This is a genomic window from Acidovorax sp. Root219, assembly GCF_001428665.1.
GTDB lineage: Bacteria > Pseudomonadota > Gammaproteobacteria > Burkholderiales > Burkholderiaceae_C > Acidovorax.
The window spans coordinates 47,813-61,352 of sequence record NZ_LMIJ01000044.1; the positions used below are offsets into that span (position 1 = coordinate 47,813).

Sequence of the window (13,540 nt, forward strand, 5' to 3'; positions counted from 1 at the left end):
TTAACGCATCAAGACGCCAGGGTTCAAGAAAATTGGGCTAAAGATCGGGTGATCGCATGGCCCGCAAGGCTGCATTGATTCGATCGGCGGTGTCCGCAGAGGTCGCCATCGGACTGAGCGCCGACACATGCGCGCGCCCGATGTTGCCCAGGGGCAGGCGCTGCAGCAGGTGCCCCAGCGACACCAGCGCCAGGCGCAGCAGCTGGCCGAGCACCTCACTCCCATCACGCAACTGCAGGGCGTAGCGCAGCATCGCGGTGTGCGAGCGCCAGTGCAGGCCCAGCCGGGTCTGGCCCAGCACGTGGGCCGCCTCCAGCCAGGGCCAGCGCGTGGCCGGCGGCTCGCCTGCGCTGGCGTCGAAGCGGGCCAGGAGATGGTCGAACGCCTGGCGCTGCAGCGCGGGCGCCTGGGGTGGGTGGTCGCTCATGCGCATGCACCGGGGCCTTGCGCGCTGGGCTGGCGCAGCGCCAGTTTCAGCCACCTGCGCTGCCGATGGCGATAGAACACCCAGGCACAGGCGGCGCTGATTGGCGTCATCACCCACGGCAGGTAGCGTGCCCGCACGAAGACCTCGTCGGTGTAGCAGGTGCGCCCAGGGGTCCCCGGCAAGCTGTGCACCGTGATGCGGTGGTCCCACACGCGCATGAGCTGGCCGGTACCGTTGTCGCGCAGCAGGGGCCAGGCGCCGGGGATGCCGTCGCAGGGGTGCACGCTGATGCGTGCGGTCTGGCGGCCCATGGGCAGCAGGCCAAAGAGTGCGAAGCGCAGCTCGGTGTCGCCCAGGGGCCAGTGCGTGGGCCAGGGGCCCTGCTCGGTGGCGAATTGCAGCAGCGGGGCGGTGATGTAGCGGAACAGGGCCGTGGTCTGCAGCTGTGCGGCCACCCAATCGGCAGGGGCGGGCAGGGTGGTGGTCAGGCGGATGCGCACGCTGCCGGGTGGGCGCGTCAGCGTGCTGGCGGGTGGCCCCATCTCGGCGATGCCCATGGCTGCGGCCACGGCGGCATGGTGGGTGGCGGTGATTGCGTCGCTGCTCATGCCTGGTTGCCCTGTGCAATCGCGGCCTTGCTGCCCAGCTCGGGCCGCAGCATGCGCAGGCCGTTGGCCACCACCAGCAGGCTGGCGCCCATGTCGGCGAACACGGCCATCCACATGGTGGCTTGGCCCGTGAGCGCCAGGCCGAAGAACACCGCCTTGATGCCCAGCGCGAGCGTGATGTTCTGCACCAGCACGGTGTGCGTGCGGCGCGACAGGCGCACCGTCTCGGCCACGCGGCGCAGGTCGTCGTTCATGATCACCACATCGGCCGTCTCCATGGCCACGTCGGTGCCGGCGGCACCCATGGCAAAGCCGATATCGGCCTTGGCCAGGGCCGGGGCGTCGTTGATGCCGTCGCCGGCCATGGCCGTCATGCCGTGCTTTTGCTGCAGCGCGGCGATGGCGGCCAGCTTGTGCTCGGGCAGCAGGCTGGCCTGCACCTCGGCAATGCCGGCCTCCTGCGCGGCGGCCTGGGCGGCGGCGGCGTGGTCGCCGGTGAGCATCACCGGCACGATGCCCAGGGCCTTGAGGTCGGCCACGGCCTGCACGGCCTGGGGGCGCAGCGTGTCGGCCACGGCGAACAGGGCGCGCACGGCACCGTTGTCGGCCAGCAGGGTCAGGCTGCGGCCCTGCGCCTCGTGCGCGGCGGCAGCGGCCTCGACCGCGTCGGTCCACAGGTTGCGCTCCTGCATGGAGCGGCGGTTGCCCAGGTGCCAAGTGCTGCCGGCAATGCGCCCCTGCACACCGCGCCCGGCAAGGGCCGTGAAGTCCTCCACCTCAGGCAGTGATGTCTGCGCTTCTCCCAGTCCGGCCACGATGGCCTTGGATACCGGGTGGTCCGAGCGGCCCGCCAGCGCGCGCGCCACGTCGGTGGCCGCATCGCCGCCAAACTGCGCCTGCCCCACCAGCACCGGGCGGCCGGCGGTGATGGTGCCGGTCTTGTCGAAGGCTACGGCGCGGATGCCGCGCGCCTGCTCCAGCCAGGCCCCGCCCTTGACCAGGATGCCGCGCCGCGCGGCAGCCGCCAGCCCGCTGACCACGGTGACCGGCGTGGAGATCACCAGCGCGCAAGGGCAGGCAATGACCAGCAACACCAGCGCGCGGTAGATGGCGTCGAGCCAGCCCCAGCCCAACAGCAGTGGCGCGCCCACGGCCACCACCACGGCCAGCACGAAGACGGCAGGGGTGTAGATGGCAGCAAAGCGGTCCACGAAGCGCTGGGTAGGAGCGCGGCTGGCCTGGGCTTCTTCCACCGAGCGGATGATGCGGTCCAGTGTGGTGTTGCCTGCGGCCGAGGTCACCTGCATCAGCAGCTCGGCCTGGGCGTTCAGCGTGCCCGCGTACAGGCGGTCGCCGGGGGCCTTGTCCACGGCCAGGCTCTCGCCAGTGACGCTGGACTCGTCCACCGCGCCGCGCCCGGTGGTCACCGTGCCGTCCAGCGGCACCCGGCCGCCGGGGCGCACGCGCACCGTGTCGCCCAGCGCCACCTCGGCTGCGGGCACACTGCGCCATTGGCCATCGGGCTGCCGCACGTCGGCCTGCTCCGGGCTCAGCGCCAGCAGCGAGCCGATGGCATTGCGCGCGCGGCCCGCGGCCCCTTCCTCGATGCGCTCGGCCAGAGCATACAGGGCCATCACCATCGCCGCTTCGGGCCACTGGCCGATGGCGAAGGCGCCCGTGACCGCCACCGCCATCAGCGCACTGATGCCCAGTTGTCCGCGCAGCAGCGAGCGCATGCCGCTCTTGTACACCCCCAGGCCCGCCAGCAGGATGGCCGCAGCCGCCAGCGCCATGCCCGCGCCGTGCCAGATGGGCGTATCGGGGCCGAGCAGGTGGGCCAGCTCGGCCCCGGTGGCCGCCACCAGCGCCGCGCCAATGCGGCCCCAGCCGGGCAGGGCGCCGTGGTCGTGGCCTTCATGGTCACCACCATGCTCTTCGTGGTCGGCATGCGCCTTGTGGTCATGGCCTTCGTGGCCGTGCGGCGCGGCAGGGGCCTTGGCCGGTGCCGCATCGTCAGCGCAACTGCTGCCAGGGGTGCAGCAAGAGACATTGATCTGGGGCGCGCGGCGCGCAGTGCCCACCTTGGGCATGGGCAGGGCCACGGGCGTTGGGGACCCTGGCTCCGGCGGGCCTTGGGATATGGTGGATCGGCTGGTTTCTGTCATGGCTTTTTTCCTTTGCGGGGGCGGATTGCGATCCGCCATGCCATGATTGGAATCCTTGAAGTCACTTGAAGGTCAAGCGCATGCCAGCAGACACAGCAAGGTTACGCATCGGCGAGGCCGCCCAGCGCTCGGGCGTCTCCACCGCCAACATCCGCTACTACGAGAAAGAGGCCTTGCTTGCGCCCGGCCCGCGCAGCGAGAGCAGCTACCGCCTCTACAGCGATGCCGACATCCACCAGCTGCGCTTCATCCGCCTGTGCCGGGCCATGGACATGTCGCTGGGCGAGGTACGCACCCTGCTGGCACTGGACCGCTCGGCCGCCGGTGCCGACCACACGGCCTGCGACACGCTGGACGAGCACCTCACGCACGTGCGCATTCGCCTGCAGGAGCTGAAGACGCTGGAGCGCGACCTGATCGCCCTGCGCCGCCGCTGCGATGGCACCGACGGGCACTGCCATGTGATTGACGCGCTGCACGAGCGGGCCGATGCCGAGCCGGTGGCGCCGCCTGGGCCTGCGCCGGCCAAGCGGCATGTGTGATGAGACGGCCAGGGACTGACTCAGCGCACGGTCGCCCGTGAAACTGGCTTGGCGTGCGCTCGCAAGTGGTTGCAGACCTTGTTCAGGTCACTTTTCGGGTCAGGCTTGCCACGCGACAGGGCGCGCTCGGTTTGCACCACCATGTCCTCGAAGCGCGGGTTGGATGCAAGGTACGCCAGGATCAGCCGGGAGTAGCCGGTGTCGCCATCGAAATGGCATTGCGTGGCCTCTCCCATCGCGCTGCCAGAGGGTGGGTGGCCGTTGACCAGCGCCTCCAGCGCCACCAGGTCGTGCAGCCGGGCCAGCCACGGCGAGAACGCGCTCTGGAGTTGTGATCGGCATGCGGCCACGTCGGCGGGGGTTGTCAGTGCACTGTCCCCATCCAATGCGCCTGACCAGCGCAGCACCGCCGTCTGCGTGGCGTGCAGCTGCGGCACCGCCTGGTGCATCAGTCCGTCTACATACCGGTTGCACACTTCGGCGCGCACGTCGAAGTACATGACTCCTATTTCCGGCGTCGTCGAGTGGCGCAGGTACACCTGGATCCGTTCATGCTCGGTGGTCTTGGTGAAAAGACCGGGGCGGCTGGCGTCCTCTTGCACGTAGCCTGCGGCCTGCAGCACAGCCGCCGCAGCGCGCACCAGTTCGCCCAGTGTGGCATCGATGTCCGCGAATTTCCGGTCGAGCCGTGTGAACACGGGCGCAGGCCCGTTTTGCCGCCCACCGTGCCGAAAACCGCACACCTCTTCAGCAAGCGCTGCAGGGACGCCGAAGACAGCATCGTGGCCGTGCTCCGCACGCGATTGGAGCGCTGCCTGCAGCAAGGGCGCCAGCGCCCTGGGCGCAACGCCTTCGATGCCGAGGTGGTCGCCGCCCTCCGACAAGACATGGGAGACCGTCCACACCCGCGCCCCATCGCGGCAGAGAAACGCCATCGAGGCGTTGGTGCTCTCGTCCTCGGCGCACCCGACGACGATGCAGTTCAGCGACAGGACTTTCATCAACTGCGGGTCGATCATCGGATGAAAGAACTCGCTGAACACGATGACGTACGTGCCGTTGGCCAAATGTGCGCCCGCCAGGGGCACGGTACCTGGCTGCACAGGCTGTGCACTGTCGGTCAAACCCAGCTCGGCAAGAACGTCTGTACCGGCCTTCGCTGCCACGCTGATCCAAGAAACCCTGTAACCCATCGCCACCCCCTGGCACTGCTGCTGGACATGCGGCGAGTTTGCACTCTTTTTTCAGTGCCTGATTAATGTCCGCCGAACACGTCCGCAGGGGGCGGGGACACATGCCGCCGCAGCTGGCCGTCGGCGACTTCGAGTGCCTCCGGGTAGCTGGCCCAGGGCCCCCGCACGGTGAGGACCGGGGAGCCTTCTTCGTCGAAGATGAAGATGCTGTGGGGCACCGGCGCGCGCTGCCGCAAAGTGACGGGCCTCACCATGTAGACCGAACCATGCAGTTCGATGTTGGGAGGCCAAGGGTTGTTCATGCCGGCACCTGTTGCAAATGTTTCAACTGCGGCCATGCTATGCCCAGAAGCACCATCTGGGCGATCGCCAGCCCGGATGAGCGTGACGTACTGCACGGATGCAGTCCGCATGTTGCAGTGCTCTCTACACCACCGACCAATCCCCATCCCGCACCACCGGCACCCCATTCAACCGGACCAGGCCATCCTGGCTGCCCAGCGCCGCCGTGGCGTCGTTCACCAGGATCTAGTGTCCCGAGTTAGAAATTCGTTGAATCAATCTACCGACAATCCCCGCCATGCGTCGTTGCAAATGCTCGCCATGCGCCCGGCATGTCTGCGCTTTGCGCCTAGCTTGGCAGCGATTTCGGCAGATTTTTTTTCAACGAACTTCCAACTCAGGACACTAGGTGTCGCCGCCGTAGCCAAAGGCGATGGCCTTGTTCGCGCCGGCTGTGTTGGAGGCCAGGGCGGCGGCGTCCAGCAGCGAGGCAGACGCGGCGATGCTAGCCAGTTGCGCGCCGCTGGGCGCGGCCTTGGCGGTGGGCGTGGCGGCTGCCAGGCGCAGCTGTTCGGTGCCGCTCACAAAGTCGGTCACTTCGATGGCCGAGCGGCGCAGTGCGGCCGTGTCAGCCAGGCCCAGGGCCCACGCGCCGGGACCGGCCAGGCAGGTGATGATGAGCACGTCGGCTCCGCTGCCCAGGGTGATGCTGTGCGCGTTGTGGGCGCCGATGGTGAACGTGTCCCCACCCCCGCCCGCATCAATGGCGGCGCGCCCGCCGGAGGCGTCGTTCACTGTGATCCGGTCTGCTGCCGTGCCGCCGAGGATGCCGATGGGCGTGGCGCCCGTGGTGGCGAACGTGAGGTCCAGGGCCGCTTGCATGGTGCGGGCATTGATCACCTCCACATGGGCGCCCGTGATGGTGGTGGTGAGGGCCTGGTTGCCTGAGAGCACGATTTCTTCGGCTGCGGCCGCGGTGATCCTGGCGTTGTTGACCGTGGTGGCGGCCACGCTGCCGGGCATGCTGGCGATGCGCAGGGCGATCACATCGGGCACGATGATTTCGTCCGCCCCCGTCGCATCGGCCAGCGAAAGCTGGAACGGCTCCATCCTGTCCGCAGGGGCCTTGAAATGCACCGTGAGCGCCGTGCCGGCCAGCGAGTTCTGGATGCCTACCCACGCTTGGCTGGGCACCCCTGTGAACGTGACGCTGCCGCCCGGGGCCGCGTCGAGCCGCAGCCCCCTGATCTCGGGCGACTTCTCGGCACCGAACTGCGCCCCCGCGCTCGCTGTGACGAACACGGACGAGATACCGCGCAAGGTGGGCGTTACCTTTTCGCCGGCTGCCAGCGTGGCCTTGAGCGTGTCGCCGTTGGGGCTACTGCCGTTGCCATTGATGGCGTCTGCCGAACCCAGCTGGCCGGGGGTCATGGCCAGGAAAACGTCCTCATACGGCGTGCCCTTCAGTGTGTCGGCATCGCTGGTCAGCTCGAATGTGGCACCCGTGCCCGTGGGGAAGCTGTCAAATGTCACAAAGCCGACGTTGGCCGGATTGGTGGAGTACGCGTGCGCCGCCGCGACTTTGTCGTTCCAGCGCACGGCGGCGGCCGCGTAGATGGCCAGGTCGCCCGTGGCGCCCTCCAGGCCCGACAGAATCTGGCCCAGTTGCAAGGCGACGACGCCCAGATTGGCCTTGCCCACCGCGGCCAGGTAGTTCGCCAGCTCCGCCTGCAAGGTGGGGCTGGGCAGCAGGCCCAGCCGCTCCAGCAGCATGGACGACAGATACGCTTCGGACCTGGGGGCGTAGACGCTGCCGAACTCCAGAGCCACCGCATTGGCCCCCTTCGCTTCGACCGCAGCCACCTGGTAGCCATACGAATTCGGCCCGTACCGCAGCGGCCGATCCAAGAGCAAACGGCTCAGCATGCTGACGGTGGCGTGTGCGCCGGTAATCTGCACAGGCATCTTCAACCTCCCGGGGTGATTTTTGTGATGCGCAAAGGCTATCGCATCCGCCTGGCTTTGGTGTGTGCGGGTTGTTCCTCGCGTAGCAACTGTTTGCTACAGGGAGGGCTTGTCACCGCGCCAGTTCGCCCAGGGACCGGATGGGCCAGCCGTGCACGCTACGCGTTAAAGTTGTATGATAAACATCATGCGAAAAACCAAGACCACTGCCAGAAGCGCTGCCAAGGAGGCCACGCACGAGCGCATCGTGTCCGTGGCGGCGCGCGCCATTCGCCGCAGCGGTTATGACGGCACGGGGGTCGCGGACATCATGAAGGAGGCGGGCCTCACGCATGGCGCCTTCTACGCGCACTTCGATTCCCGCGAGGCCATGCTGGCCGAAGCGGCGGCGAAGGCATGCGCGGAGTCCGCTGCCGCTGCCGCCGACGTGGTGGCCAGCGTGCCGCCCGGCATTGCCTTGGCTTCCATGCTCGGCAGCTATCTTTCCCGAGAGCATGTGGAGCAGGTGGAGCTCGGGTGCCCCCTGGCCGCGCTGGGCTCCGAAACCGTGCGCCAGGCGCCCGAGGTGCGGCGGGTCGCTACCCGGCACATCAAGGAGGTGGTCGATCTGATCGCCCGCCAGTCACCGGACTGGGGGCAGCCCGCCGCCCACGAGCGCGCGCTGGTCACCGTGGCCACCATGGTGGGGGCCTTGCTGCTGGCGCGCGCGGTGGATGAGCCCGCCCTGTCAGATGGGCTGCGCGAAGCTGCGCTCAAGCACCTGGCGCCTTCCGCGCCCTGAACCGCACGTGCAGGCCGTGCGCATTTTTTTGTAATTTAATATGATGATCGTCATTCGAAATTTGCCAACCCGCAAGGAGACACCATGAAAGCCTTCGTTCTTGAGCGCTACGGCAAACAGCGCGCCTTGCGCCTGGCCGACCTGCCCCGGCCGCAACTGCGCGATGACGAGGTGCTGGTGGAGGTGCATGCGGCGGGGGTGAACCTGCTCGACGCCAAGATCCGCAACGGAGAGTTCAAGCCCATCCTGCCCTACCGCCTGCCGCTGGTGCTGGGCCACGACGTGGCCGGGGTGGTGGTGGAGGTCGGCCCGCAGGTGCGCCAGTTCAAGATCGGCGACGAGGTCTATGCCCGGGCCGATGATTTCCGCATCGGCACCTTCGCCGAATTCGTGCCGGTCAAGGAATCTTCAGTGGCACCCAAGCCGGCAGGCCTTTCCATGGTGGAAGCTGCTTCCATCCCCCTGGTAGGGCTCACGGCATGGCAGGCCCTGGTGGAGCGGGGCGGGCTCCAGCGCGGGCAGAAGGTCTTCATCCAGGCGGGCTCCGGGGGTGTGGGCACCTTTGCCATCCAGTTGGCCAAACACCTGGGCGCCAGCGTTGCGACCACCGCCGGCGCAGCCAGTGCAGAGGCCATGCACAACCTGGGCGCCGACCTCGCCATCGACTACCGCACGCAGGACTTTGAAGCCTTGCTGAGCGGCTACGACCTGGTCCTGCACAGCCAGGACGGCAAGGCGCTCGAAAAATCCCTGCGCGTGCTCAGGCCGGGCGGCAAGATCATTTCCATCTCCGGCCCGCCGGACCCGGCATTCGCCAGGGGTAGCAAGGCGCCCGGCATCGTGCGGCTGCTGCTGCGCCTGATCAGCGCAGGCGTGCGGCGGCGGGCGAAAGGCCTGGGCGTCGACTATTCCTTCCTCTTCATGCGGGCCGATGGCGGGCAACTGCGGGAGATCACCCGCCTTATCGACACCGGAACCATCCGCCCGGTGATCGACAAGGTGTTCCCGTTCGACGCTACCAACGAGGCGCTGGCGTATGTCGAATCCGGCCGTGCCAAAGGCAAGGTCGTCATCCAGCTCAAGTGAGTCGTTTCACATCCATCCCCGGAGTTCCCATGAAAATCGAAAATGCCGTCGTCCTCATCACCGGTGCCAATCGCGGCATCGGCCTGGCCTTTGCCCGTGAGCTGCTTGCCCGCGGTGCGCGCAAGGTGTATGCCGGTGCGCGCGATCCTGCCAGCATCACCCCCCAGGCCGGGGTGCAGGCCCTGCGGCTGGACGTCAACCACCCGGGCGAGGTGGCGGCAGCCGCAGCGCAGGCGCAGGACGTCACCCTGGTCATCAACAATGCCGGCATCGCCCAGCCCGGCGGCTTTCTGTCGCCCGACAGCGAAGAGGTCTCGCGGCGCATCTTCGAAACCAACTTCTTCGGCGTGCTGCGCGTGAGCCAGGCCTTCGCGCCCATTCTTGCGGCCAACGGCGGTGGTGCCTTGCTCAATGTTTTGTCGGTCGCCTCCTGGGTGAATGGCGGCGAGCTGGCCGCCTACTCGGCCAGCAAATCGGCGGCCTGGTCGCTGACCAATGCCCTGCGCAGCGAGCTGGCGGGGCAGAAGACGCAGGTGCTGGGCCTGCACATGGCCTATGTCGATACCGACCTCACGCGCGACTTCGACGTGCCCAAGACCAGCCCCGAGCAGATCGTCAAGCGCGCGTTGAACGGCCTGGAATCGTGTCTGGACGAAGTGCTGGCCGATGAACTCACCCAGCACATCAAGATCGGGCTGACGGCGCCCCGGCCGAGCTATCTGCCGCAGGCGGCCTGAGCTGCCCCCCAATCCAGTTGCGGCTCTGTGCCGTGGCGCGGGTCTCCTGCGGCGCGAGGCGCATGCGCGACCGGTTCGGGATGCCGGACCGGCGTTTCGCCGGGTGCCATCCCGGCCAATCGGCCGCTCCGGCTGCCTTCGATGAAGAACCGGGCCGCACCGGTTTCCCAGCACCTGTGGTCCCCTGAACGGGTCGAAGTGCCAGCCCCACGTTCTCGGCGGGTGCGACCACCGATCTTTGATCTCCCTGGATGAGCTACCTGCGCCCGGGTAGGGCAACCCTGAACAGGCCTTGCCCTGGGCCACCCGTCAACTCGTTATAAGTTCGTTGATCAAACTATGTCGGGTTTGTCCCGATGTATTGCACAAACTGGGGCTTCCATAATTTGTTCGTCGTCCGCACTAAATGACTTCATGTCCTGAAGAGGCTGCCTGGGCAGGCTGGGCGCACAGGTCCTGCGGGAGGGCAGGCGGCACGACAAGCATGAACGCCAGATTCAGCAACCAAGGCCCGCACGAGGCCAATCACGGAGACAAAGATGAAACTGAAGACAACATTGACGGCCCTGGCGCTTGGCTTGGCCAGCGCTGGCGCTTTTGCCCAGGTCGTGGGCGTGAGCTGGTCCAACTTCCAGGAAGAGCGCTGGAAGACCGACGAGAAGGCCATCAAGGACCAACTGGCCAAGTTGGGTGCAAGCTACATCAGCGCGGATGCGGGCGGATCGCCGGAAAAGCAGCTTTCCGACGTGGATTCGCTGATCGCCAAAGGCGCCAAGGTACTGATCGTGCTGGCGATGGACAAGGACGCGATCCTGCCGGCCGTCAACAAGGCCGCGCAGCAGAAGATCCCGGTGGTGGCGTATGACCGCCTGATCGAGGCGGCCGGGGTGTTCTACATCACCTTCGACAACGTCGAGGTGGGCCGCATGCAGGCGCGCGCGGTGTTCGAAGCCAGGCCCAAGGGCAACTACGTGATGGTCAAGGGCTCGCCCACCGACCCGAACGCCAACTTTCTGCGCGCCGGGCAGCAGGAAGTGATCGAGGCGGCCATCACCAAGGGCGACATCAAGATCGTTGGCGAGGAATACACCGAGGGCTGGAAGCCCGAGGTGGCGCAAAAGAACATGGAGCAGATCATCACCAAGACCGGCGGCAAGATCGACGCCGTGGTGGCCTCCAACGACGGCACCGCCGGTGGCGTGGTGGCGGCGCTGACGGCCAAGGGCATCAAGGGCATTCCGGTGTCGGGCCAGGACGGCGACCACGCCGCGCTCAACCGCGTGGCCCAGGGCTCGCAGACGGTGTCGGTCTGGAAGGATGCACGCGACCTGGGCCGCGATGCCGCATCGGCCGCTGTCTCCCTGGCCAAGGGCCAGAAGATTGCTGGCGCGCAGGCCTGGAACGGGGGCGAGAAGAAGGTGTCCTTGCAGGCGCAGTTCCTCAAGCCCGTGCCGATCACGGCGAAAAACCTGGACCTCGTGGTCAAGGCGGGCTGGATCAAGAAGAGCGACCTGTGCAAGGGCGTGGACGCCGCCAAGGGGCCCGAGGCGTGCAAATGATGGCGTTGCCTGCCTGACGGCTGAAGGCTCCCGGACCGTGAGCCGCCCCTCGTGTCCTGTCCCGCAAATAAATGCCAATAAAACCGCGTCTTTCACGCCAGAGCCGCGTTGCAAATCCTCGCGATAGCTACGGCTATCGCTGCGGTTTGCGCCTTGCCCTGGCGCNTTATTTGCGGGACAGAACACTAGCCTGCGGTCCCTTTTTGTTTCTGGTGGAGTGCGCTTGTGAGTCCTGTTCCCAATGCCCTCAGGCAGTTGGCCATCGATTGGCGGCTGGTGCTGATGGGGGTGGTCCTGGTGGCCACGGCCATCGTGTTCAACATCCTCTCCGGCGGCCTGTTCCTGTCGCCCGAGAATCTCTACAACATTGCCCAGCAGACCGCGGTGGTCGGCATCGTGGCCACGGTGGTGGTGCTGGTCATCGTCGCTCGCCACATCGATCTGTCGGTCGGCTCGGTCATGGGCTTTGTGGGTGTGCTGATCGCCACGCTGATGTACACCGCCGGCTGGCACTGGGTCGAGGCCTCCCTCGCCGGGCTGGCCGTCGCCATCGGCGTATCGCTTTACCAGGGTGCGCTCACGGCAATGCTGGGGGTGCCGTCTTTCGTGGTCACGCTGGGTGGGCTGATGTCGTTTCGCGGCGCGGCCTTTCTGGTGGCCGATGGCAAGACCCAACCGGTCAGCGACGCCTTCTTTCAAAGGCTGGGCGGCGGTTTTGATGGCGCCATCGGCGTGCAGGCCAGCTGGTGGCTGGCGCTGGCTCTGGTCGTGGCCATGGGGGTCAAGACCTGGCTGCGGCGCCGGGCCAAGGCTGCGTATGGTGTGCCCAGCCCGCCGCTGTGGCTGGATGCCCTGGTGGCCGCCGTGCCAGCGTTGATTGCCGTGGCTTTTGTCGCCACGATGAACGCCTACCAGATCCCCACCAAGGACGCGCCCCAGGGCGTGCCGATCCCCGTGCTGATCTGGGGCGGCGTGGCCGTGGTGCTGTCGTTCATCGTGCGCCGCACACGTTTTGGCCGCTATGTGTTTGCCATGGGTGGCAACCCCGAGGCCGCCGCGCTGGTCGGTATTCCGGTGCGTCGCGTCACCCTGATGCTGTTTGCGCTGATGGGGGTTCTCATCACCATCGCGGCCATGGTGTCCATTGCACGGCTGAACGCGGGCACCAATTCACTGGGCACGGGCATGGAGCTGTTTGTGATCGCCGCGGCCGTGATCGGCGGCACGGCGCTCTCCGGCGGCAGTGGTTCCATTCTGGGATCGGTGCTGGGCGCGCTCATCATGCAAAGCATCGACAGCGGCCTGTTGTTGCTGGACATCTCGATTGGCCTGCGCTACGTGATCATCGGCCAGGTCCTGATTGCCGCCGTGGTGTTCGATGTGGTCTATCGCCGCATGACGGGAGACGCTGCATGAACGCGCCCCTGGTGGAAATGCGCCACATCGGCAAGTCGTTTGGCGGCGTGAAGGCGGTAAACGATGTCAGTCTGAACCTGCACCCGGGCGAGGTGGTCGCCTTGCTGGGGCACAACGGTGCAGGCAAGTCCACGCTGATGAAGATGCTGGCGGGCGCCTACCCGATCGACAGCGGAGAGGTGCTGGTGCAGGGGCAAAAATCCCACATCCGTACGCCCGTCGATGCCCAGCGCCTCGGCATCGAATCGATCTACCAGACGCTGGCGCTGGCCGACAACCTGGACGCAGTGGCCAACCTGTTCCTGGGGCGTGAGCTGCTCACACCCTGGCGCACGCTGGACGACCACCGCATGGACGCCGAAGCGCGCAAGGTGTTCGAGCGCCTGAACAAGAACTTTCGCAACGTGCGCACGCCGGTGCGGCGCCTGTCGGGCGGCCAGCGCCAGGTGGTGGCGATATCGCGCGCCATCTACTTCAACGCGCGCATCCTGATCATGGACGAGCCCACTGCCGCACTCGGTCCTGAGGAAACCGCGATGGTGGGCAACCTCGTGCGCCAGCTCAAGGCCGAGGGCGTGGGTATCTTCCTGATCACCCACGACATGCCCGACGTGTTCGGGCTCAGCGACCGCCTGGCGGTGATGAAGAACGGGCGCCTGGTAGGCACCTACCGCACGGCCGAGGTTACCGAGGACGAGGTTCTGGGCATGATCATCGCCGGCAAGCAACCCGAGGGAAAAGCGCAGGCCCACAGCCTTTGAAAACCGGCGCTCCGAAGA

Annotated in this window: 13 protein-coding genes; 7 read left to right on the forward strand and 6 right to left on the reverse strand. The window is 67.0% G+C overall.

Annotation, left to right across the window (positions count from 1 at the left end; all coding sequences use genetic code 11):
- Nucleotides 1-37 precede the first annotated feature (37 nt).
- The 3 genes from ASE28_RS28020 to ASE28_RS28030 are packed head-to-tail and all read right to left on the reverse strand — an operon-like array spanning nt 38 to nt 3,200.
- The gene (locus ASE28_RS28020; protein WP_082608300.1) at nt 38-427 is read right to left on the reverse strand and encodes a DUF3703 domain-containing protein; all 390 of its coding nucleotides are present in this window, start codon (nt 425-427) and stop codon (nt 38-40) included.
- Nucleotides 424-1,035, reverse strand: coding sequence for a hypothetical protein (locus ASE28_RS28025; RefSeq protein ID WP_057269389.1), 612 nt, complete (start codon nt 1,033-1,035; stop codon nt 424-426). The genes ASE28_RS28020 and ASE28_RS28025 overlap by 4 nt, the downstream gene beginning before the upstream one ends.
- Nucleotides 1,032-3,200 (reverse strand): heavy metal translocating P-type ATPase, encoded by a 2,169-nt coding sequence (locus ASE28_RS28030; protein ID WP_057269390.1) that lies wholly within the window; start codon nt 3,198-3,200, stop codon nt 1,032-1,034. Before ASE28_RS28030 ends, ASE28_RS28025 begins: the two co-directional genes overlap by 4 nt.
- An 80-nt stretch (nt 3,201-3,280) precedes the next feature.
- Here ASE28_RS28030 and ASE28_RS28035 point away from each other — a divergent pair, with 80 nt between their 5' ends.
- Nucleotides 3,281-3,742, forward strand: coding sequence for a MerR family transcriptional regulator (locus ASE28_RS28035; RefSeq protein WP_057269430.1), 462 nt, complete (start codon nt 3,281-3,283; stop codon nt 3,740-3,742).
- Nucleotides 3,743-3,762: 20 nt separating this feature from the next.
- On the opposite strand, the gene ASE28_RS28040 is transcribed toward ASE28_RS28035, so the two are convergent.
- The 3 genes from ASE28_RS28040 to ASE28_RS28050 form a co-directional block, all read right to left on the reverse strand.
- Nucleotides 3,763-4,908, reverse strand: a complete 1,146-nt coding sequence (locus tag ASE28_RS28040; RefSeq protein ID WP_157422166.1) for a hypothetical protein — start codon at nt 4,906-4,908, stop codon at nt 3,763-3,765.
- A gap of 89 nt (nt 4,909-4,997) precedes the next feature.
- Entirely contained in the window at nt 4,998-5,237 is a 240-nt protein-coding gene (locus ASE28_RS28045; RefSeq protein WP_057269392.1) for a hypothetical protein, read from the reverse strand.
- A 385-nt stretch (nt 5,238-5,622) separates the two neighbouring features.
- Nucleotides 5,623-7,182 (reverse strand): hypothetical protein, encoded by a 1,560-nt coding sequence (locus ASE28_RS28050; RefSeq protein ID WP_057269393.1) that lies wholly within the window; start codon nt 7,180-7,182, stop codon nt 5,623-5,625.
- Nucleotides 7,183-7,357: 175 nt separating this feature from the next.
- Between ASE28_RS28050 and ASE28_RS28055 the strand changes: the two genes are divergently transcribed.
- The 6 genes from ASE28_RS28055 (at nt 7,358) to ASE28_RS28080 (ending at nt 13,522) form a co-directional block, all read left to right on the forward strand.
- On the forward strand, nt 7,358-7,963 hold the full coding sequence (locus ASE28_RS28055) for a TetR/AcrR family transcriptional regulator (RefSeq protein WP_057269394.1): 606 nt from the start codon (nt 7,358-7,360) through the stop codon (nt 7,961-7,963).
- A gap of 84 nt (nt 7,964-8,047) precedes the next feature.
- Nucleotides 8,048-9,049, forward strand: coding sequence for an NADP-dependent oxidoreductase (locus ASE28_RS28060; protein WP_057269395.1), 1,002 nt, complete (start codon nt 8,048-8,050; stop codon nt 9,047-9,049).
- A 29-nt stretch (nt 9,050-9,078) separates the two neighbouring features.
- A complete protein-coding gene (locus ASE28_RS28065) occupies nt 9,079-9,786 on the forward strand; it encodes an SDR family oxidoreductase (protein ID WP_057269396.1) in 708 nt (235 codons plus the stop codon).
- A 539-nt stretch (nt 9,787-10,325) separates the two neighbouring features.
- Nucleotides 10,326-11,345: a D-xylose ABC transporter substrate-binding protein gene (gene xylF / locus ASE28_RS28070; protein WP_057269397.1), complete on the forward strand. Its 1,020-nt coding sequence runs from the start codon at nt 10,326-10,328 to the stop codon at nt 11,343-11,345.
- 282 nt (nt 11,346-11,627) lie between these two features.
- The gene (locus tag ASE28_RS28075; RefSeq protein ID WP_057269431.1) at nt 11,628-12,761 is read left to right on the forward strand and encodes a sugar ABC transporter permease; all 1,134 of its coding nucleotides are present in this window, start codon (nt 11,628-11,630) and stop codon (nt 12,759-12,761) included.
- On the forward strand, nt 12,758-13,522 hold the full coding sequence (locus ASE28_RS28080) for an ATP-binding cassette domain-containing protein (RefSeq protein WP_057269398.1): 765 nt from the start codon (nt 12,758-12,760) through the stop codon (nt 13,520-13,522). The genes ASE28_RS28075 and ASE28_RS28080 overlap by 4 nt, the downstream gene beginning before the upstream one ends.
- The last annotated feature ends 18 nt before the right edge of the window (nt 13,523-13,540 follow it).